The 20,397-nt window shown below is 43.0% G+C and carries 18 protein-coding genes and 1 pseudogene; 17 read left to right on the plus strand and 2 right to left on the minus strand.

Annotated features, from left to right (window positions below):
• Nucleotides 1–8 precede the first annotated feature (8 nt).
• A complete protein-coding gene (locus I2E70_RS06140) occupies nt 9–971 on the minus strand; it encodes an asparaginase (RefSeq protein ID WP_049473127.1) in 963 nt (320 codons plus the stop codon).
• Between the two features lie 62 nt (nt 972–1,033).
• Between I2E70_RS06140 and I2E70_RS06145 the strand changes: the two genes are divergently transcribed.
• The gene (locus tag I2E70_RS06145) at nt 1,034–2,434 is read left to right on the plus strand and encodes a Cof-type HAD-IIB family hydrolase (protein ID WP_049473128.1); all 1,401 of its coding nucleotides are present in this window, start codon (nt 1,034–1,036) and stop codon (nt 2,432–2,434) included.
• A gap of 36 nt (nt 2,435–2,470) precedes the next feature.
• Here the strand turns inward: I2E70_RS06145 and I2E70_RS06150 are convergent, their stop codons facing one another.
• The gene (locus I2E70_RS06150) at nt 2,471–2,923 is read right to left on the minus strand and encodes a universal stress protein (RefSeq protein WP_003008541.1); all 453 of its coding nucleotides are present in this window, start codon (nt 2,921–2,923) and stop codon (nt 2,471–2,473) included.
• 208 nt (nt 2,924–3,131) lie between these two features.
• Here I2E70_RS06150 and I2E70_RS06155 point away from each other — a divergent pair, with 208 nt between their 5' ends.
• The 16 genes and pseudogenes from I2E70_RS06155 (at nt 3,132) to I2E70_RS06230 (ending at nt 20,378) form a co-directional block, all read left to right on the plus strand.
• A complete protein-coding gene (locus tag I2E70_RS06155; protein WP_021153766.1) occupies nt 3,132–4,346 on the plus strand; it encodes a pyridoxal phosphate-dependent aminotransferase in 1,215 nt (404 codons plus the stop codon).
• A 188-nt stretch (nt 4,347–4,534) separates the two neighbouring features.
• Complete coding sequence (codY, locus tag I2E70_RS06160) at nt 4,535–5,323, plus strand: GTP-sensing pleiotropic transcriptional regulator CodY (protein ID WP_021153765.1); 789 nt, start codon at nt 4,535–4,537, stop codon at nt 5,321–5,323.
• On the plus strand, nt 5,323–5,901 hold the full coding sequence (locus I2E70_RS06165; RefSeq protein WP_155124671.1) for a cysteine hydrolase family protein: 579 nt from the start codon (nt 5,323–5,325) through the stop codon (nt 5,899–5,901). Before codY ends, I2E70_RS06165 begins: the two co-directional genes overlap by 1 nt.
• A 111-nt stretch (nt 5,902–6,012) precedes the next feature.
• Nucleotides 6,013–7,236: a glycosyltransferase gene (locus I2E70_RS06170; protein WP_195423991.1), complete on the plus strand. Its 1,224-nt coding sequence runs from the start codon at nt 6,013–6,015 to the stop codon at nt 7,234–7,236.
• Nucleotides 7,223–8,109, plus strand: a pseudogene (locus I2E70_RS06175) (glycosyltransferase family 2 protein). The gene I2E70_RS06170 and the pseudogene I2E70_RS06175 overlap by 14 nt, the downstream one beginning before the upstream one ends.
• Nucleotides 8,110–8,135: 26 nt before the next feature.
• On the plus strand, nt 8,136–9,419 hold the full coding sequence (locus I2E70_RS06180) for an accessory Sec system glycosyltransferase GtfB (protein WP_195423993.1): 1,284 nt from the start codon (nt 8,136–8,138) through the stop codon (nt 9,417–9,419).
• Entirely contained in the window at nt 9,416–10,909 is a 1,494-nt protein-coding gene (locus I2E70_RS06185) for a glycosyltransferase (protein ID WP_155124675.1), read from the plus strand. The genes I2E70_RS06180 and I2E70_RS06185 overlap by 4 nt, the downstream gene beginning before the upstream one ends.
• Before the next feature lie 119 nt (nt 10,910–11,028).
• Entirely contained in the window at nt 11,029–11,331 is a 303-nt protein-coding gene (gene gatC / locus I2E70_RS06190) for an Asp-tRNA(Asn)/Glu-tRNA(Gln) amidotransferase subunit GatC (protein WP_002884769.1), read from the plus strand.
• Complete coding sequence (gatA, locus tag I2E70_RS06195; RefSeq protein WP_031572932.1) at nt 11,331–12,797, plus strand: Asp-tRNA(Asn)/Glu-tRNA(Gln) amidotransferase subunit GatA; 1,467 nt, start codon at nt 11,331–11,333, stop codon at nt 12,795–12,797. The genes gatC and gatA overlap by 1 nt, the downstream gene beginning before the upstream one ends.
• A complete protein-coding gene (gene gatB / locus I2E70_RS06200) occupies nt 12,797–14,239 on the plus strand; it encodes an Asp-tRNA(Asn)/Glu-tRNA(Gln) amidotransferase subunit GatB (RefSeq protein WP_003005611.1) in 1,443 nt (480 codons plus the stop codon). The genes gatA and gatB overlap by 1 nt, the downstream gene beginning before the upstream one ends.
• A 99-nt stretch (nt 14,240–14,338) precedes the next feature.
• Complete coding sequence (locus tag I2E70_RS06205) at nt 14,339–14,722, plus strand: hypothetical protein (RefSeq protein ID WP_003005450.1); 384 nt, start codon at nt 14,339–14,341, stop codon at nt 14,720–14,722.
• A gap of 133 nt (nt 14,723–14,855) precedes the next feature.
• Complete coding sequence (locus I2E70_RS06210; RefSeq protein ID WP_195423995.1) at nt 14,856–15,899, plus strand: 2,3-butanediol dehydrogenase; 1,044 nt, start codon at nt 14,856–14,858, stop codon at nt 15,897–15,899.
• 94 nt (nt 15,900–15,993) lie between these two features.
• Complete coding sequence (locus tag I2E70_RS06215; protein WP_195423997.1) at nt 15,994–16,905, plus strand: DMT family transporter; 912 nt, start codon at nt 15,994–15,996, stop codon at nt 16,903–16,905.
• Between the two features lie 143 nt (nt 16,906–17,048).
• Nucleotides 17,049–18,137, plus strand: a complete 1,089-nt coding sequence (locus I2E70_RS06220; protein ID WP_195423999.1) for a DUF4352 domain-containing protein — start codon at nt 17,049–17,051, stop codon at nt 18,135–18,137.
• 146 nt (nt 18,138–18,283) lie between these two features.
• Nucleotides 18,284–19,429 carry an amidohydrolase gene (locus tag I2E70_RS06225; RefSeq protein ID WP_195424000.1) on the plus strand — a complete coding sequence of 382 codons (1,146 nt, stop codon included), beginning with the start codon at nt 18,284–18,286 and terminating at the stop codon, nt 19,427–19,429.
• Between the two features lie 121 nt (nt 19,430–19,550).
• Nucleotides 19,551–20,378, plus strand: coding sequence for an amino acid ABC transporter substrate-binding protein (locus I2E70_RS06230; protein ID WP_195424003.1), 828 nt, complete (start codon nt 19,551–19,553; stop codon nt 20,376–20,378).
• Nucleotides 20,379–20,397 lie beyond the last annotated feature (19 nt).

The following is a 20,397-nucleotide window of genomic DNA, read 5'->3' on the forward strand; positions in this document are numbered from 1 at the left end:
ATCTTATTTTACCCTTCGATATAGTCTTTGAGTTCTTGTCCTTTTAGGCCGGCATTGAGGGCGATGAGGAGTTTGATGCGCGCTTTGGGGGCATTTAATTCTTTGATGAAAAAGACACCTGCTTGATGGAGTTGGACGCCTCCTCCTTCATATGCGTAGACGGGTTCAGCGATTCCATTGAAGCAACGGGATACTAAAGCGATTGGAAGGCCTGCATCCATGAATTCTTGGAGTTTATGTGCCGTTTCTTTAGGGATGTTTCCTGCTCCAAAGGCTTGGATAATGAGGCCGTCGAGCTTTGAAAGATCCAGCATATCCAGCAGATCGGTTTTCATCCCTGCATAGGTAGCAATGATCGGAACGAAACCATCGATGGTATCGAGATCAAAGCGCACCCTTGGCTCGGCTGTTTTAAAGAAGAGGATTTCCTTTTTCATGACCAAACCTAGTGGTCCGTGGGTTGGTGTCTGGAAGGTGCTGACATTGGTGGTGTGGGTTTTGGTGACGTACTTAGCCGCATGAATTTCATCGTTCATGACGACTAAGACCCCTTTATCACGTGCTTTTGGATCGGCAGCCACTCGAAGGGCTGTCAGAAAATTATAGACGCCATCGCTTCCTAGCTCATTGGAGCTTCGCATAGCTCCTGTAATGACCACAGCGATCTCTGGTAACTCCATGGTATCCAAGAAATAAGCCGTTTCTTCCAGCGTATCTGTTCCGTGGGTAATAACGATGCCATCATAGTTGTGAGCTTCCTCTTTGATTTTTTGATACAGGGCTAACATGTGACGAGGAGTCATTTGAGGGCTGGGAAGGTTGAAGAAGTCCTCTGAGGTGACTGCAATCCCTTCAATTGGTGAAGTAACTTGGGTCATGGGATTGACTTCATTGGTAATCACTGCCCCAGAGTCATCTGCCGCCATCGAAATGGTCCCTCCGGTATGTAGTGCTAAAATTTTCTTAAACATGTGAAGCTCCTTGGAATATGTGATATAATTTATTTTATCATAAAAAGAAAGAAACAGTAGACATGGAAATAAAAGCAGTCTTTTTTGATATCGATGGAACCTTGGTGAATGATAGTCGAGCGGTCCTCAAATCAACAGAAAAAGCTATTCAGTCTTTAAAGGAAGAAGGGATCTATGTAGGCCTTGCGACAGGGCGGGGACCGGCCTTTGTCAAACCGTTTATGGAACGCTATGGCTTTGATTTTGCCGTGACCTATAATGGTCAGTATATTTTGACCAAGGACCGCGTGCTATTTACCAGTCCAATCGATAAAAAGAGTCTGCACCAACTAATTGACTATGCTCGAGAACACCGCAAGGAAATTGCTCTCGGTACCAAGGATGGGGTATTCGGTTCTCGGATCATGAGTTTTGGGATGAGTCCTATTTCAACCTGGTCCAGTCGCTTTGTGCCCCGCAAAATGGCCCGTACAGTCAGTCGTGGATTTAACAAAGTGGTCAGCAAGGTCGTCCCACAAGATCAGGATACCCTCTATGCACTAGCGCAAGAACCAATCTACCAAGTGTTGATCTTATCGAGTCCAGAGGAGACTGCAAAAATTGAAAAAGAGTTTCCGGATCTGAAATTCACACGGTCTAGTCCTTTTGCAGCAGATGTCCTCAACCCAGGCATTTCCAAGTTAGAAGGGATCCGCATCGTTGGTCAGGAATTTGGCTTTGACATCGATGAAGTGATGGCTTTTGGAGATTCTGATAATGACTTAGAGATGCTGTCAGGTGTTGGCTTGTCTATTGCGATGGGAAATGGGACGACCAGTGTCAAGGCAATTGCCAAGCATACCACGACTAGTAATGGCAAGGATGGCATCCAAAAGGCCCTGCAACACTTTGGTATTCTCTCAGAGAAAGAACTCTTTCTTTCTAAGGATGATCACTTCAATAAGGTCAAAACCTTCCATGGTGTGATGGATGGGGAAACCCAGGAGAAACCAGTTGTTTGGCAGCCTCAAGACGCCCTTTATCGAACCATGTTCAAGCAAGAGGAGTTGGTTGAATTTGTCCGAGCAGCTAGCACAAGTGAGGAAGAATTTGACCGCTCGGTAGCAGCTCTTCACGAAGCCTTGGATAAGGCTGCAGATAAGGTTCGGAGCAAGCATCCAGCTGAGATCTCCATGGTAGGGCAGGTTGATGCCTTAATTGATACCCTCTATCTGACTTATGGTAGCTTTGTACTAATGGGAGTTGATCCTGAAGAGGTCTTTGAGATTGTTCACCGGGCCAATATGGGCAAGATTTTCCCAGATGGAAAGGCGCACTTTGATCCAGTAACCCACAAAATTCTGAAGCCAGATGATTGGGAAGAAAAATACGCCCCGGAACCAGCTATCAAAAAAGAACTCGATCGCCAGCTCAAGGCCTACGAAAAACATGCAAAACAAAAAGAAGCAAAAAAAGACAACTAAAAAAGTTTGGAACCTTTGTTCCAAACTTTTTCTTTCTTACATGGTTTTATCCTTATCACGTACCACTAGTAAGTCTACTTTGGCGTGGCGAAGGATATATTCTGAGGAGGATCCGACCATTAACCGTTCGAAGGCATTGAGTCCGGTAGCCCCGACCATAATAAGGTCAACCCCTTCCTTACTTGGGATATCATTGGCTAAGAGGACTTTTGGATTTCCCATTTCTACAACAGTCACAACATTTTGAACGCCGACTTTTTCAGCACGTTCCTTGTAGCCCTTGAGCAATTCGTTAGCTTCTTCTTGCAATTCTTCGTAGACCTCAGCATCAAAAGTTGAGACGCTTTGAAGGGCACGGGTATCGATGACGTGGGCAATAGTCAATTTAGAGCCGTTGCGAAGAGAAACGTTAACCCCTTTTTCAAAGGCTAATTCTGCTTCATGAGAACCGTCGACAGCGACCATAATGTTTTCGTATTTTTGAGACATAATCCTACCTCCTTATAGCTTGAAAACATGGATAGAATAGAAGGGAATCCTATTCTTTATACACTTATATTTTATCTCTTTTGAGCTAGAATGTAAAGGTAAAGTCTCGCTTTTCTGCTATATTTTTGCAGAATTTTTAAAGTCCTCGGTTTGTACTCTATTTGAACTAGTGGTATAATAGAGATAATTTCGTGAATCGAGGCAGAATATGAAGGAATATAATAAATCAAGCAAACTCGAACATGTCGCTTACGATATTCGTGGTCCAGTCTTGGAAGAAGCCATGCGCATGCGAGCAAATGGAGAAAAAATTCTACGTTTGAATACAGGGAATCCTGCTGAATTTGGCTTTACAGCTCCAGATGAAGTTATCCATGATTTGATCATGAATGCGCGTGATAGTGAAGGTTATTCAGACTCAAAAGGGATCTTTTCAGCCCGCAAAGCCATCATGCAGTACTGCCAGTTGAAAAAAATTCCAAATGTGGATATTGATGATATTTACCTTGGAAATGGAGTGAGTGAGCTGATCGTCATGTCCATGCAAGGACTGCTCGACAACGGGGATGAGGTCTTGGTTCCCATGCCGGACTATCCTCTTTGGACAGCAGCCGTCAGCCTAGCTGGTGGGAATGCGGTTCACTATCTTTGTGATGAAGAAGCAAACTGGTATCCAGATATTGAAGATATCAAGTCGAAAATCACCTCAAATACCAAGGCTATCGTTGTCATCAACCCGAATAACCCAACAGGTGCCCTCTATCCAGATGAGATCCTGCTTGAGATTGTAGAGATCGCTCGTCAAAATAACTTGATCATCTTTGCGGATGAAATTTACGATCGCTTGGTCATGGATGGTGAAAAACACACGGCTATCGCAAGTTTAGCGCCTGATCTCTTCTGTGTGAGTATGAATGGCTTGTCAAAATCTCACCGGATTGCCGGTTTCCGTGTTGGTTGGATGGTTCTGTCCGGACCAAAGCATCACGTGAAGGGCTATATCGAAGGCTTGAACATGTTGTCCAATATGCGTCTTTGTTCAAATGTCTTGTCTCAACATGTTGTGCAAACCTCTCTTGGAGGCTACCAATCCGTGGATGAACTTTTACTTCCAGGTGGTCGAATTTATGAACAACGGAACTTTATCTACAAAGCCATCAATGATATTCCAGGCCTCTCAGCTGTTAAGCCAAAGGCTGGTCTCTATATCTTCCCTAAGATTGATCGGGACATGTACCGCGTGGATGATGACGAGCAATTTGTTTTAGAGTTCTTGAAGCAAGAAAAAATTCTCTTGGTTCATGGCCGTGGCTTTAACTGGAAAGATCCAGATCACTTCCGGATCGTTTACCTTCCACGTGTCGATGAGTTAGCTCAAATTCAAGAAAAAATGACTCGTTTCTTGAAGCAATACAAACGTTAATTAGATAAAGGATTGAAGAGGAAAGTCTTCAATCTTTTTTTTGATTCATTTTATAAAATCCATGTCATCGAAACGACATTTTTCTGAATTGCGCATAATTGTAGAAAAAATAAATAATTTTCAGATAATTTGATTGAAATTCCCACACTTATATGATATACTTGAGCTGACTATATGCGAGGTTTATTATGGCAAACTTATTAGAAAAGACACGTAAAATTACATCCATCTTGAAACGGACTGATGAACAGTTGCAGGTCGAGATGCCTTATAATGATATTGCCCAGCAATTAGCGGATATTATCCACTGTAATGCCTGTATCATTAATAGCAAGGGAACCCTTCTTGGTTATTTCATGCGTTACAAGACCAACAATGACCGGGTAGAAGCTTTCTTTCAAAATAAAAAATTACCAGAAGATTATGCCAAGGCGGCTAGTTTGGTCTACGATACAGAAGCTAATTTAGATGTGGACCATGATTTGAGTATCTTTCCGGTCGAAACCAAGTCTGAATTTCCTGATGGCTTGACCACCATTGCGCCTATCCATGTTTCTGGGATTCGGTTGGGTTCCTTGATCATTTGGCGCAATGATAAACAGTTTGCGGATGATGATTTGATCTTGGTTGAGATTGCGAGCACCGTGGTGGGGATTCAAATGTTGAATTTCCAACGCGAAGAAGACGAAAAAAATATTCGTCGCCGCACAGCGGTGAATATGGCTGTCAATACCTTGTCTTACTCTGAATTGCGGGCTGTTTCTGCCATTCTTAGTGAATTGAAAGGAAATGAGGGGCAGTTGACTGCTTCTATCATCGCGGATCGGATTGGCATCACTCGCTCTGTGATTGTCAATGCACTTCGGAAATTGGAGTCGGCCGGCATTATTGAAAGCCGTTCTCTTGGAATGAAGGGAACTTATCTTAAAGTGTTGATACCAGATATTTTTGAAGAAATTAAGAAAAGAGATTACTAATGACCAAAGCTTTGATTTCAATTGACTATACTGTCGATTTTGTGGCGGATGATGGTAAGCTTACGGCAGGTGCTCCTGCACAAGCCATTTCTGAGAGCATTGCTCAGGTGACCCAATTGGCCTTTGATCAAGGAGCCTATGTCTTTTTTGCCATTGATGCGCATGATGTAGACGATCCTTTTCATCCTGAAAGCAAGCTCTTCCCACCCCATAATATCATTGGGACTAGTGGACGCGATTTGTACGGCCCTTTAGCAGATTTTTATCGAGAACATAAAGCGGATTCACGTGTCTTTTGGATGGACAAGCGTCATTATTCTGCTTTTTCAGGGACGGATCTAGATATCCGCCTTCGGGAACGTCATGTGGATACTGTTATTTTGACGGGTGTCTTGACCGATATCTGTGTCCTTCATACAGCGGTTGATGCCTACAATCTGGGTTATCAGATCGAAGTTGTGGAACCTGCAGTGGCATCGCTCACTCCTGAAAATCACCAGTTTGCTTTGAATCACTTCAAGCATGTCTTAGGGGCAAGTTTGGTAGACGATACACTAGCTGAATTAGACCCAAAATAAGAAACCGATGTAAAAGAGGTCATAGACACTTGTCTAGGCCTCTTTTTTGGGCTTAGAAATTGTTTTCCTCTCTTGAAAATGGTATTCTAATGAAAGAAAAAAGGGGAAGTTATGAGTAAAAAAGCTGTCGTGTTTTCAGCCAATCTGTCTTATATGGAGAAGTTGGAAACCGCTATGAAGTCACTGTGTGCCCATCAGGACCAGTTGAAAATTTATGTTTTAAATGAAGATCTACCAACTGAGTGGTTTACTATCATGAATCAGCGCTTGCGCAAGTTGGATTCAGAAGTGATCAATTGTCGGATGTCTCCCGAGCAATTCCAGTCCTTTTCGCTTCCGAGTGACCATATTCACTATGCAACCTATTTCCGTTACGCTATTCCAGAGATGGTGGAAGAAGAGCGAATCCTCTATCTGGATTGTGATATGATCTTTACACAGGATTTATCGCCTTTATTTGAGGTCGATCTAAAAGGTTATGGACTGGGTGCAGTGGTAGATAAGCCGACGACTACAGATGGTTTTAATGCTGGACTTTTGGTGATTGATAAGGCTTGGTGGCAAGAGCACCAAGTGACAGAGGCTCTTTTTGACCTCACTCGCGAGCACCATCAGCATGTTTACGGAGATCAAGGAATTTTGAATCTGTATTTCAAAGATGCTTGGTATCCATTACCTTGGACCTATAATCTACAAGTAGGGTCTGATAAGGATCAATATCTCTATGGTGATTTGGACTGGTATGATGCCTTCCAAGGGATCCCAGCAGTCGTTCACTATACCTCTCATAATAAACCATGGACCTCCAAACGCTTCAATCGTTTTCGTGAATTATGGTGGTTTTATTATGCCCTCTCTTGGGAGGAAAGTTTGCTTCGAAAACCGATTTTGAAGCAAACCTATCAAGATCTAGTGGGAGATTTTCCTTATCATGCGGCTATTTATACCCATACAGCAGATATCCACGAGTTGGAGACCTTGTTAAAAGAGTTGCCAGACGTAGCGATTCATGTCCTTGCCCATAGCCATTTTGGTTTTAACTTGGTGCAATTGGAACGCTACCCCAACCTCTTTCTTTATCCCTCTTTTGATCCTTTGACCAGTCGAAAGGTCTTAGAGAAATTGGATTTTTACCTGGATATCAATCCTTATGATGAGGTGGATCAGATGACGCAAACGATCCATCAATTGGGCTTGCCGATTTTCTCTTTTGAAGGAACCAATCATGTAGAGAATGGTGTGAACCAAGTGTTTGCGGATGATCAGGTGCAGGAGATGGTGGCAGCGATTCGCGATTATTTAAAGAGAAATGAGAAGAAGCATGGAAACAAATGAAGTAGTGAGTATCATCATTCCCATCTATAATGTAGAAGCTTATTTGAGACAATGTTTGGAAACGGTTATCCATCAGACTTACCCTCACCTTGAAATTATCCTGGTCAATGATGGTTCGCCAGACCAGTCAGAAGAGATCTGTAAAGAATTTTTTAGGAAGGATGCACGCATCCGCTACGTTCGCCAAGAAAATGGTGGCTTATCTGCTGCTCGGAATACAGGGATTGAGTTAGCGACTGGTGATTACATCACCTTTATTGATCCAGATGACTGGGTGACGGAAGACTATGTAGAAGTGCTCTATCGCCAACTTCAAAAATATAATGCGGATGTTTCCGTAGCCAACTATAACCTCTATGATGACAGTAGTAGCAAATACTTGATCAAGGTAACGGACGACGATTATTCAGAGACCCTTTATGAGGGGAGAGAGATCATGGACCACGATGCCATCCAGGAGACCAGAGATATGGCCTGGGCTTGTGCCATGATGAAGCTCTATAAGCGTGATTTATTTGAAGGACTTCGTTTTCCGGTCGGAAAAAATGTTGAAGATAACTTTCTCATGTACAAGCTCTTCTTAAAAGCCAATCGGGTGGTCCATACGGAGAAATGTATTTATTGGTATCGCGTGGGTCGTTCAGATACTCTGTCCCAGGTTTGGACAGAAAAGCGGGTACTGGATGAGATGGAAGCCAAGCAAGAAAAATTGGCTCTTCTTGGGATGTTGGGCTATGATCTGACCTGGCACCGCTATATCTATAAAACGCGGTTGAAACGGGCTCTTGAAAACTAGAAGAAGCTGGCTTACAAGAGTCAGAAACCTATGAGCGCGTGGTGATCAACCTCAGTTTCGTTGAAACCATGGACTAAGAACTTATTGATGAGAAAGGATCAGCATGTTCATTATTGCATCAGAGCAGACCAGAGAGCTGGAACGTTTGCGAAAATTATTGGACAAACTTGGCCAGCCCTACCGTGTGTTTGTGACCAATCTGGAAACAGATTTGGATCAACAGACAGATAGTCTGGCGACCTTTTTTACCCAAAAAGACCCGGCATCAAAAGTTGGGCAACCATTATTTTTCAATGATCTAGAAGTTCCAGATTTATGGGAATGTTGGACCTTGGGGATTACGACCTATCTTTTTGATGGTGAGGAACGTCGTGCCAACGTGGTTTTGCGAGAGGATATCTTGTCTCGAACAGTTGACAGAGTGGAATGGTTTGGTCAGGGAGAAGAGATCGTATCCATTGATGTCTACAACCGCTATGGCTGGAGAAGCAAGCAAAGTCTCCTTACGGAATCTGGCCAACCATATTTAGACATCTATTTGAACCGTCAACAAGAAGAAGTCTTGCTTCATTTTGTCTTGCAAGGAACCTTTTTGCTTCAAACTCCTAAGGGACGGGATCGCCTGTATGCCAATAAGAAAGAGCTGCAAAGAGCTGTCCTAGAACAAGTCTTGCCGGAAGATGAAGCCGTTCTTTTGATGGACAAGGCATTGCTAGATGTTGTGAAAGAGAAACCAAAGGAAAGACTCGCCTACTGTGCCAGTGACGCGCATGATCTAGACGAGAACAAAGAACAAGTCAGTCAGATTTTGTTGGTAGAAGATGGTCTGTTGAGTGAGAAAATAGACGGAATCACAGTCTTGTCAGGGCTGGTAGATGTGGAGCAGGAAAGTTTTCAACCAGAAGCCATGGTTATGACGGCTTCTCAAGAGGTCGAAGGCCTATCTAGCCTGGTCCATCAATTCCCACAAGTCACCTTTCACATTGCTGCTTTGACGGCTATGGGGCCGAAATTAACAGACTTAGCGACTCGCTCCAATGTGCGCCTCTATCCAGGGATTTCGCTGGACAAATATGAGGACTTGTTATCTAGCTGCTCTATTTATCTGGATTGCAACCAGGGAGAAGAAGTGTGGAGTAGTAGTCTTCATGCTCTTGAAAATGGGCAAGTCTTATTTGGTTTGAAGAGCACGGTTCATCAGGAAGCCTATAAAAACTTGAGCACAATCACAGATACAGTCGAAGAAATGAAACAGCAACTAGATACCTTGCTCCAGCATCCAGAGACCCACAAAGAATTGGTAAGAGAGCAGGCACGAATCTTGAAATTGCCTGAAAAAGAAGCTTTGGAAGAGCTGTTTAAGCGATTAGAGGGAGGAACCGCATGACCATTTATACCTTTAATCTATTAGTGGGATTCGAACCTAATGGGGTTGATGTTGCACAAGCCTCTCGGGCAAAGATGCTCCGGAGACTAGGAGTGGCAGCGAAGTTTGTCTTTACCACTTGGCCCACTCCAGAAAAATTGGCCTATTACCTCTCATTGGGGCACCGGGATGAGGAACTGCTTTTTGCCCATTTAACTTTTACGGATCAACAGACTACGGTCCCTCAAAAGTCGGTAGGGGCCTTGCAAATGGAGTTTCAACTGACTCGTCTGGATGTTGTTGAAAAAACGGAAAGAGTCATTCGCTACCAATTTGCGGATGGAAACGCCTTGAGCTTTCATTTGGATCCCTATCATCCAAACTGTGTCCGCTATGTAGACTATCTTTTGGCTGGAAATAGGATCAAGCGAGAGTATTATGGAGCTTGTAAACTTGTCACAGAGTATTTTCAGTATGGTAGTGTTGTCAGACGGATCTATCACCATCAAGATGGGACTATCGCTTTTGAAGAATCGAGGTTAGGTGGAAGCTGGCTCTATAAACTGGGGTCTGAGATTTTGACCAACCATACAGAAGTGATGAGACGTTTTTTGTCGCAGCTGTCGCTAAAAGAAGAAGATCTGATTCTGCTTGACCGGGCTTCGCGCATGGATTTTGCTCGCCCTTTGTTGGAGAAACCTGCCCCTTCAAAGCTCGCCATGGTGTTTCATTCGGAGCATGAATTTGAAAATGGCCATCTCAATTATGAATATTATTATGTGTTCAAGTATGCTAAACGCTTCGATTATTTCATCACGGCAACGGATCTTCAAAAAGAAGTCTTGGAGCAGACACTTGCTAAACAAGGATGCCAAGGAATTCCAATCTATAGCATTCCGGTTGGGCATCTAGAAGAATTGACAGAATCACAAGGAGATCGACCTCCCTTTAGTGTGCTCACAGCTTCCCGTTTGGATCCAAGAAAACGCATCGATTTGGCTATTCGAGTAGTGGCCCAAGCTCATGAAAAACTCCCAGCCCTTCAGTTTGATATTTATGGGAAGGGTGGAGAAGCGGACAACTTGCGCCACCTGATTCAGGAGCTTGCAGCACAAGATTATATTCACCTACGCGGTCATGCGGATCTTCAGCAGATCTATCCTTGCTACCAAGCCTACCTCACCACTTCTCAGTGGGAGACCTTTGGTTTGACTTTGATGGAGGCGGCTGGAGCAGGTTTGGCCTTGCTGGGCTTTGATGCCCGTTATGGTAATCCAACTTTTATAAAAGAGGGTGAAAATGGCTTTTTGGTACCTTATAGCGAGACAGTGCCAGAAGAAGAGTTGGTGAAAGAGTTGGCAGACAAGCTGGTCCAGCTCTTTGAAAGCGACCTCGCTCCATTCCATCAGGCTTCTTATGAGTTGGCCTCTTCTTACCTCGCTTCTAAGGTCCAGGAAGTCTGGAAAGAGACTCTAATGGAGATGGGGCAATTAGGCGGAAAAGAAATATAAAATGAAGAATCTGTAGCGACAAAAAAGTCCTACAGATTTTTTCTAAGGCAAGCAAATTGGGCTAAATTATGGTAAAATAGAGGGTATTGAAAAATCATCATTTCACGAAAGGAAGCAAGATGAAAATAACGCAAGAAGAGGTAACCCACGTTGCCAATCTTTCAAAATTGAAATTCTCTCCAGAAGAGACAGCTGAGTTTGCGACAACCTTGTCTAAAATTGTCGACATGGTGGAATTGTTGGAAGAAGTGGACACAACAGGCGTTGCTCCAACAACGACCATGGCGGATCGTAAGACTGTATTGCGTCCGGATGTTGCTGAAAAAGGGACTGACCGAGACCGCTTGTTTAAAAATGTACCTGAAAAAGATAACTACTACATCAAGGTACCAGCTATCCTAGAAGATGGAGGAGATGCCTAATGTCATTCAACCATAAAACCATTGAAGAGTTGCACGACCTCCTTGTCTCTAAGGAAATTTCGGCAACCGAATTGACACAAGCAACGCTGGACGATATCAAGGCGCGTGAAGAAGCGGTTAATGCCTTTGTAACGGTGGCCGAAGAAGCAGCTCTTGCACAAGCCAAGGCCATTGATGAAAAAGGAATCGATGCAGACAACCTCCTGTCAGGGATTCCACTCGCTGTCAAAGACAATATCTCAACAGATGGTATCTTGACAACTGCGGCTTCAAAAATGCTCTATAACTACGAGCCAATCTTTGATGCGACAGCGGTTGCCAATGCCAAAGCCAAAGATATGATTGTCATCGGAAAGACCAACATGGATGAATTTGCCATGGGTGGATCTGGTGAAACTTCTTACTATGGACCAACCAAGAATGCATGGGACCACAGCAAGGTGCCTGGTGGATCTTCTAGTGGTTCAGCAGCTTCTGTCGCTTCAGGTCAAGTCCGTTTGTCCCTTGGTTCAGATACAGGTGGTTCTATCCGTCAACCGGCTGCTTTTAATGGGATTGTTGGTCTCAAACCAACTTATGGAACAGTTTCCCGTTTTGGTCTCATTGCTTTTGGTAGCTCACTCGACCAAATTGGGCCGTTTGCACCAACGGTTAAGGAAAATGCGCTCTTGCTTAATGTTATTGCCAGTGAAGATGATAAAGATTCAACTTCAGCGCCAGTGCGCGTAGCAGACTATACTTCTAAGATTGGTCAAGACATTAAAGGCATGAAGATTGCCCTTCCGAAGGAATACCTTGGGGAAGGGATTGACCCAGAAGTCAAAGAAACTATCCTTAAAGCGGCCAAACACTTTGAAAAATTGGGAGCAACTGTCGAAGAAGTCAGCTTGCCTCATTCTAAATACGGAGTTGCCGTATACTACATCATCGCTTCATCTGAAGCTTCTTCAAACTTGCAACGTTTCGATGGGATTCGCTATGGTTTCCGTGCAGAAGATGCTAAAAACTTGGATGATATCTACGTGAACACTCGTAGCCAAGGCTTTGGTGATGAGGTCAAACGCCGTATCATGCTGGGTACCTTTAGTTTGTCATCTGGTTACTACGATGCTTACTACAAGAAAGCTGGTCAAGTCCGTACCCTTATTATCCAAGACTTCGAAAAAGTCTTTGCGGATTACGACCTTATCCTTGGTCCAACAGCTCCTAGCGTAGCCTTTGATTTGGATTCGCTCAACCATGATCCGGTAGCCATGTACTTGGCTGACCTCTTGACCATTCCAGTCAACTTGGCAGGCCTTCCAGGGATTTCGATTCCTGCAGGTTTTGCGCAAGGTCTTCCAGTTGGTTTGCAGTTGATTGGTCCTAAGTATTCTGAAGAAACCATCTACCAAGCTGCAGCTGCCTTTGAAGCTACGACGGATTACCACAAGCAACAACCCCTTATTTTCGGAGGTGACAATTAATGAACTTTGAAACAGTCATCGGACTTGAAGTCCACGTTGAATTGAATACAAACTCAAAAATTTTCTCACCAACCTCTGCTCACTTTGGGAACGAGCAAAATGCCAATACCAATGTGATTGACTGGTCTTTCCCAGGGGTGCTTCCTGTCTTGAACAAGGGTGTTGTGGATGCTGGTATCAAGGCTGCTTTGGCGCTGAATATGGATATCCATCAGCACATGCACTTTGACCGGAAGAACTATTTCTACCCTGATAATCCAAAGGCCTACCAAATTTCGCAATTTGACGAGCCAATCGGTTACAACGGTTGGATTGAAGTGCAATTGGAAGACGGCTCAACTAAGAAAATTGGGATTGAACGGGCCCACTTGGAAGAAGATGCTGGTAAGAACACCCACGGAACAGACGGTTTCTCTTATGTAGACCTCAACCGTCAGGGAGTGCCGTTGATCGAAATCGTTTCTGAAGCAGATATGCGTTCTCCTGAAGAAGCCTACGCCTATTTGACAGCCCTCAAAGAAGTTATCCAATACACTGGTATTTCAGACGTCAAGATGGAAGAAGGATCGATGCGGGTGGATGCCAACATTTCCCTTCGCCCATACGGCCAAGAGGAATTTGGTACCAAGACGGAGTTGAAAAACTTGAACTCCTTCTCAAACGTCCGTAAAGGTCTTGAATACGAAGTGGAGCGCCAAGCGAAAATCTTGCGTTCAGGTGGGGTCATTCGTCAAGAAACACGCCGTTATGATGAAGCTAATAAGAGTACGATTCTTATGCGTGTTAAAGAAGGGGCAGCGGACTATCGTTACTTCCCAGAACCAGACCTACCACTCTTTGAAATCTCAGATGAGTGGATTGAGGAAATGCGTACGGAGTTGCCAGAGTTTCCAAAAGACCGTCGGGCTCGCTATGTGGCAGAGCTTGGCTTGTCTGACTATGATGCCAACCAATTGACAGCGACGAAAGTCACTTCTGACTTCTTTGAAGCAGCTGTAGCCCTTGGTGGCGATGCCAAACAAGTGTCTAACTGGCTCCAAGGTGAAGTCGCACAATTCTTGAACGCAGAAGGCAAAACGCTGGAAGAAATCCAATTGACACCAGAAAACTTGGTTGAAATGATTGCCATTATCGAAGATGGAACCATTTCATCTAAGATTGCCAAGAAAGTCTTCGTTCACTTGGCGAAAAACGGTGGCGGCGCGCGTGAATACGTCGAAAAAGCTGGTCTGGTACAGATTTCAGATCCTGAAGTCTTGATACCAATCATCCACCAAGTCTTTGCAGACAATGAAGCAGCCGTAGCTGACTTCAAGTCAGGGAAACGGAATGCGGACAAGGCCTTTACAGGCTTCCTCATGAAAGCAACCAAAGGTCAAGCCAACCCACAAGTAGCCCTCAAGTTACTTGCTCAAGAATTGGCGAAGTTGAAAGAAGAGTAATAGAGAAAAAACCAGCCGAGAGGTTGGTTTTTACTATCCATAAAATTGTGTTAGAATAGGAAAGACCATTACATATCAACTGGCATTAGGAGGAGTTACATGAACAAATTTTTAAGAGTCTTATTTGTCCTGGTTATCATCGCCATGACTGGAGCGATTATCTTCCAGCTATTCTTTCCATCCTATATGGGAAGTCATTCGGGATATGGTATTTCTGTCGGTTGGCAACGGGAGATTGGGATTTGGAATGTGGCGGTCCTTGTGATCCTGATTGCTGTCAATCTCAAATACGATTGGTTTTATCTTCGAACGGTTCTATTGGCTTTGATCCTAGGTGGGCTTGGGATCGGTACTAATCATCTCTTCAGTTATTTTCACTATCATCTGCCGGTCAATGGGATCGGTGCGCTTGAAAATTATCTCCTAGTCCTTGGTTGGATTGTTGGGTGGAGATTGGAATCTTCTCGGATCAAGAAGAAATAAGAAGGAGCAGTCAAAGGGCTGCTCTTTTTCATCTTCAGTTTTTCCTTGACAAACAAAAGGAAAACGTTTACAATTTTAAATATAAAGTTTCCTGAAAAGAAAACAAAAAAGGTGAAAACAAGGAGATCATCATATGGCTACTATGAAAGCAGCTCGCTGGCATGCAGCAAAAGACGTTCGTATCGAAGAAGTGGAAGTACCTGAAGTACAACCACATCAAGTAAAAGTGGCAGTTAAGTTCACAGGGATCTGTGGTACGGACTTGCATGAATATTTGGATGGACCGATCTTCATCCCAACTGAAGAACATGTGTATTCTGGTCAAAAAGCACCGGTCACTTTGGGACATGAATTCTCTGGTGAAATTGTAGAAGTCGGAAGTGATGTGACTCGTGTCAAAGTTGGCGATCGTGTCACTATCGAACCAATTCTTGCAGAGCACAATTTGATTGGTGATTATAACCTTGATCCAAACTTGAACTTTGTCGGCCTTGCTGCAGATGGTGGTTTTGCCAAATATTGTGTCCTTGATGGGGATTTGGTTCATGTGATTCCAGATGGCTTGAGCTATGAACAAGCTGCGCTTACAGAACCTGCAGCTGTGGCTGTTTATGCCGTTCGTCAATCTGCATTGAAAACTGGGGATACAGCCGTTATCTTTGGCTTGGGTCCAATCGGTCTTTTGATTGTTGAAGCCCTTCGTGCAGCAGGAGCATCAAAAATCTATGCGGTTGAATTATCTCCTGAACGCCAAGCGAAAGCGGAAGAATTGGGAGCAATCGTTGTTCGCCCAGAAGAAGGAGAAACAATCGTCGAAGCCATCCATCGTTTAACAGGTGGTGGAGCAGATGTTTCTTATGAAGTGACTGGGGTTCCAGTTGTTTTAGGTCAAGCCTTGGCAGCTGTTCATAAAGCTGGGGAATGTATGGTCGTATCTATCTGGGAACGTGAAGCTAGCATCAATCCAAATGAATTCGCTATCCAAGAAAAATCTCTCAAAGGAATTATTGCCTACCGTCATATCTTCCCTAAAGTGTTGGAATTGATGGAACAAGGCTACTTCTCTGCTGAAAAATTGGTTACCAAGAAAATTAAATTGGAAAATATCGTTGAAGAAGGATTTATTGAATTAACACAAGATAAATCTCAAATCAAGATCTTGGTTCAACCTGAATAAGCGAATAAATTTATATGAAATATATGAGGCTGAAACGTTTCGTTTCGGCCTTTTATGATACAATAAAAGTAAGGAACAGATTTGGGAGGGGACTATGTCAAAGACGATGAAAGGAACACTCATGACCTTGATTGCTGGGATCGCTTGGGGACTATCCGGAGTTAGCGGGCAATATTTAATGGTTCATGGATTTTCGGCTATTGAGTTAACAAATCTCCGTTTGCTTTTTTCTGGAATTGTCCTTATTCTTCTTTCCTACGTTGCAGATAAGGAGAAGTTTTTGGCCTTTGTCAAAGATAAATCTTCCTACCTCCCCCTCCTTGTTTTTGCCTTTTTAGGATTGTTATTGACTCAGCTGACCTATTTAGAGGCGATTGCTGAAACCAATGCTGGGACTGCTACGGTGTTACAGTATCTCTGTCCAGTGGGAATTTTAGCCTATACCTGTATCATGGATAGGGTGGCCCCTACACTAGCAGAAGTGGTTTCGATGCTTCTAGCGATTGGTGGCACATTCTTAATAGCAACCCATGGTCAACTCAATCAATTGGCCATCAATCCCAAAGGTTTGGCTTGGGGAGTGGTGTCAGCCTTTGCCTATGCCCTTTACATCATTCTACCTCTGAACTTAATTCAAAAATGGGGAAGCATGCTGGTGATTGGAGTTGGGATGGCTATTCCAGGAATCCTAATGCTCCCTTTTAGTGGTCTTCTCTCTTCTTCTGAAAACTACAGATTCGATACCTGGATGGCCCTTTTTGGCTTGGTGGTTATTGGGACGATTTTTGCCTATACAGCCTTTCTGAAAGGAACCTCTTTGGTAGGAGCCGTTAAAGGAAGCTTGCTGGCGTCCTTTGAGCCTGTTTCGGCAGTTTTCTTTGCCTTTGTCATTATGAAGGAGCATTTTTTTATGGTTGATGTGATTGGGATGGCCATGATCCTCCTTGCAGTTCTCTTGATTTCCCTCAAGGATTTCATGATTCAAAAAGAAAAAGGCATCTTGTAAAATCAAGACCAATCATATTTTAGTTAAAAGGTTGAGACGAAGGTCTTAGCCTTTTTATGACAGGGAAGAGTTATCACTATATAGCGTATACATAAATAGAAAAAGATGTTAAAATAGAACAAAACTTTTTTAAGGAGATAAGGATGAAAAAGATTTTTAAATGGACCCTATTTGCTGTGGCGACTTTGAGTCTAGTAGCTTGTGGCACCACTGCTCAAAAGACAAATTCGCAGCAATCAAAGACGGGAAAAGCAGCAAAAAGCTCAGCATCTGACGGTCAAGTAGAGCTGAGCCTAAAAGGAGGGCAATACATCAAACCGCCTGTCCTCAATGACTCAGAAGACGGCACTTATTTGGCCCTTCAATTAGAATTTAAGAATGTTGCTAAAGAATCTATTAACGTGTCAGATTCAGATATCACCATTTACGATGCGGAGAATAACAAGGTCAAATTGCAGTCAGGAATTTATGACCAAACGGAAGCCTTCCAATTGCTCAAGAGTGATCAGTTGGCCCAGGATAAAAAATTAACCGGCTATATTGTCTTCCCAGTCGAAAAAGGCAAAAAATACGAAGTGCAGTATGAACGAAAAACCTATAGCTCTGATAAAAAAACGAAGCCTCTAAAATTTGCGGTGGATTCTTCTCAGTATGAGGACAAGGTGGAAGATTCCACCCTTCTAGCTGATGAATACATCAATCAAGTTTACTTTAGTGGCCAACGAAAGGTCAAAAAGGATGATGCTTTTGTTTTGGGAACTGATTTGAAAAAGGAAGCCAGTGATTTCCGTGCGAAATTTGCGGCTGATTTTACTCGTAAACTACACGATTACCAATTCCCAGAAGAAGAAGTGACCCAGTTTATCGATGCTTATGAAAAGGAAAATGCAAAGCGCGCTAAATTAACCTATAAGGTTAAACAATATCTCCCGGACAAGGTGGTCATTAGTCTAAATCCTGAGACTGTCAGCATGGAAAAGACGATTTTAAACCACATGCAGACCTTCTATCAAGAACATCGGAAAGATTATTCGAGTATCATTGAGGCCAATCAGGCTCAAAACAAAGCCTATAGAGAGGAAATGATGGCTTCTCTTGCGGATCGCCCCTTGACGACGCCGGATCGATACGACTACCAGTTGACATTTGTTAAGAAAGATGGCAAATGGGAAGTGGAAAAAGCCTATAATAGTGATAGCTTTATGGAAAAATTCGAGGGAAATCTTTCTTAATCATGAAGAAGACACTCCTAGGACAGAAATCTAGGAGTGTTTTTTGTCTATAGTTTGAAACTATATCAAAACCCAAGAAACAAGAATTAGACGGAAACACCTATTAGTGATAAAATAATTTTAAGTTTGAAAGGAGATGAAGGCTCGTGTCTTTTTCTTATGAAGAGTTAGCAGAGATTCGCCACTATATCCACCAACACCCTGAATTGTCTGGTCAAGAATACCAGACAACCGCCTTTCTAAGGGAACGTTTGGAAGAGTTGGGGATTCGTATTTTAGAGAGTGGATTAAAAACTGGTCTGATTGCAGAAATTGGATCTGGTAAACCAGTGGTGGCGCTACGTGCAGATATCGATGCCCTTCCAATTTTGGAACAAACAAATCTGCCCTACCAAAGTCAACATCCAGGTGTCATGCATGCTTGTGGTCACGATTTTCATCAAACCAGTCTTCTAGGAGCAGCAGCTCTTCTCAAGGAAAAAGAAGACCAGCTGGAAGGAACAATACGCTTGATCTTTCAACCGGCAGAAGAAATTTCAGAAGGTGCTTCTGACGTTTTGGCAACAGGACTGTTGGAGGATGTTCAAGGAATTATTGGTTTTCACAACATTCCTCAGCTAAAAGCAGGGCAACTTGCCTTGAATGCTGGAGCTATGATGGCAGGGGTTGAGAAATTCAAGGTTACTGTGACAGGGGTTAGTAGCCATGCTGCAAGACCAGATTTGGGAGTTGACACTGTAACGGCCGTCACAACCATGGTTCAGAATGTACAATTATTAATTTCACGGACCGTTTCTCCCTTTGAAACAGCTGTTTTGTCCATTACGCACCTGGATGTGGGCTCAACTTGGAATGTGCTCCCAAAATCAGGCTATTTTGAAGGGACCATTCGTTCCTTTAATCCAAGTGTGCAAAGAGACTTGAAGGCACATTTTATTTCCATCATTCGACACATTGCAGAAAGTCTGGAAGTAGATGTGGCTTTTGAGTGGGGTGTGACACCGCCCGTTACCTTTAATGATGAGGAATTGACGAAAGTGGTTTGGGAAGCTTCACAAGGCTTGGCTGAAGTGATTCCAGCAAATCCTTCTACAGCTGGAGAAGACTTTGCCTTTTACCAAGAACGAATTCCTGGAGTCTTTGCCTTTATCGGTTCAAATGGAGAGCCGGATGCGCCAGACCTCCATCATGATCACATGACCATCGATGATGCAGCCTTTGAGGTATCGGTTCCCTATTATGTTGAAAATGCGCAAGCTTTATTGCGGTATTTTAAAGCCAAAGAAGTGTGATAAAGAAAAACTATCACCTCCATAAAAAATATATATTAGGCAAGTAAATGCTTTTTTGATAAAATAAAAAAAATACTTTTAGAATGGTGTTTTATGTGCCTGAAACGAATAAGGAGATCCTATGAATCTAAAAAAAATCATTAAATACTCTGCTTTAGGATTAGTTGCAGTCCTTGCAACCAGTGCTTTAGTAGCATGTTCATCTGGTAAATCAGCCAGTGGGAAGAAAACCATTGAAATTGGGACTGTTGGAACAACAAAACCATTCTCTTACGAAGAAAAAGACGGCAAGCTAACAGGTTATGAAATCGAAGTTTTGCGTGAAATCTTCAAAGGTTCAGACAAATATGAAGTAAACTTTAACAAAACAGAGTGGTCTTCAGTCTTTGCTGGCTTAGATAGTGACCGTTTCCAAATCGGTGCCAACAACATTAGTTACTCAAAAGAGCGGGAAGAAAAATACCTCTATCCAAATCCATATGCTCGCAATCCATTAGTATTGGTCGTACCAAAAGATTCTTCTATTAAATCTTTGGATGACATTGGTGGCAAGAAAACAGAAGTGGTTCAAGGAACCTCTACTGCTAAACAATTAGAAGATTTCAATAAAAAACATTCAGATAATCCAACTGACTTGCAATACACAGATGGAACGATTCAAACCATCATGGCCAATCTAGCTGATGGACGGACCGATTACAAGATCTTCGAACGTATTTCTGTAGATACCATCATTCGAGATCAAGGCTATGACAACTTGAAAGTGATCGAGCTTCCAAGTGACCAACAGCCTTATGTTTATCCAATCATTGCAAAAGAGGATAAAGAGCTTCAAAAATTCGTTAACAAACGTATTAAGGAACTCTATGACAATGGAACCCTTGAAAAACTGTCTAAAAAATACTTTGGTGGAGTTTATCTACCAGAAGCAAAAGATATTAAAGAATAATATTTAATTAAAGGAGACT

This window comes from Streptococcus parasanguinis, from assembly GCF_015556095.1.
Classification (GTDB): Bacteria; Bacillota; Bacilli; order Lactobacillales; family Streptococcaceae; genus Streptococcus; species Streptococcus parasanguinis_Q.

Excerpts from the sequence above, each read along its gene's own strand:
- I2E70_RS06230 (WP_195424003.1), top strand. The coding sequence starts at position 19,551 with ATGAATCTAAAAAAAATCATTAAATACTCTGCTTTAGGATTAGTTGCA.
- I2E70_RS06170 (WP_195423991.1), top strand. The coding sequence starts at position 6,013 with ATGAGTAAAAAAGCTGTCGTGTTTTCAGCCAATCTGTCTTATATGGAG.
- I2E70_RS06185 (WP_155124675.1), top strand. The coding sequence starts at position 9,416 with ATGACCATTTATACCTTTAATCTATTAGTGGGATTCGAACCTAATGGG.
- I2E70_RS06165 (WP_155124671.1), top strand. The coding sequence starts at position 5,323 with ATGACCAAAGCTTTGATTTCAATTGACTATACTGTCGATTTTGTGGCG.
- gatC (WP_002884769.1), top strand. The coding sequence starts at position 11,029 with ATGAAAATAACGCAAGAAGAGGTAACCCACGTTGCCAATCTTTCAAAA.
- I2E70_RS06215 (WP_195423997.1), top strand. The coding sequence starts at position 15,994 with ATGTCAAAGACGATGAAAGGAACACTCATGACCTTGATTGCTGGGATC.
- gatA (WP_031572932.1), top strand. The coding sequence starts at position 11,331 with ATGTCATTCAACCATAAAACCATTGAAGAGTTGCACGACCTCCTTGTC.
- codY (WP_021153765.1), top strand. The coding sequence starts at position 4,535 with ATGGCAAACTTATTAGAAAAGACACGTAAAATTACATCCATCTTGAAA.
- gatB (WP_003005611.1), top strand. The coding sequence starts at position 12,797 with ATGAACTTTGAAACAGTCATCGGACTTGAAGTCCACGTTGAATTGAAT.
- I2E70_RS06205 (WP_003005450.1), top strand. The coding sequence starts at position 14,339 with ATGAACAAATTTTTAAGAGTCTTATTTGTCCTGGTTATCATCGCCATG.
- I2E70_RS06145 (WP_049473128.1), top strand. The coding sequence starts at position 1,034 with ATGGAAATAAAAGCAGTCTTTTTTGATATCGATGGAACCTTGGTGAAT.
- I2E70_RS06220 (WP_195423999.1), top strand. The coding sequence starts at position 17,049 with ATGAAAAAGATTTTTAAATGGACCCTATTTGCTGTGGCGACTTTGAGT.
- I2E70_RS06210 (WP_195423995.1), top strand. The coding sequence starts at position 14,856 with ATGGCTACTATGAAAGCAGCTCGCTGGCATGCAGCAAAAGACGTTCGT.
- I2E70_RS06140 (WP_049473127.1), bottom strand. The coding sequence starts at position 971 with ATGTTTAAGAAAATTTTAGCACTACATACCGGAGGGACCATTTCGATG.
- I2E70_RS06150 (WP_003008541.1), bottom strand. The coding sequence starts at position 2,923 with ATGTCTCAAAAATACGAAAACATTATGGTCGCTGTCGACGGTTCTCAT.
- I2E70_RS06180 (WP_195423993.1), top strand. The coding sequence starts at position 8,136 with ATGTTCATTATTGCATCAGAGCAGACCAGAGAGCTGGAACGTTTGCGA.
- I2E70_RS06155 (WP_021153766.1), top strand. The coding sequence starts at position 3,132 with ATGAAGGAATATAATAAATCAAGCAAACTCGAACATGTCGCTTACGAT.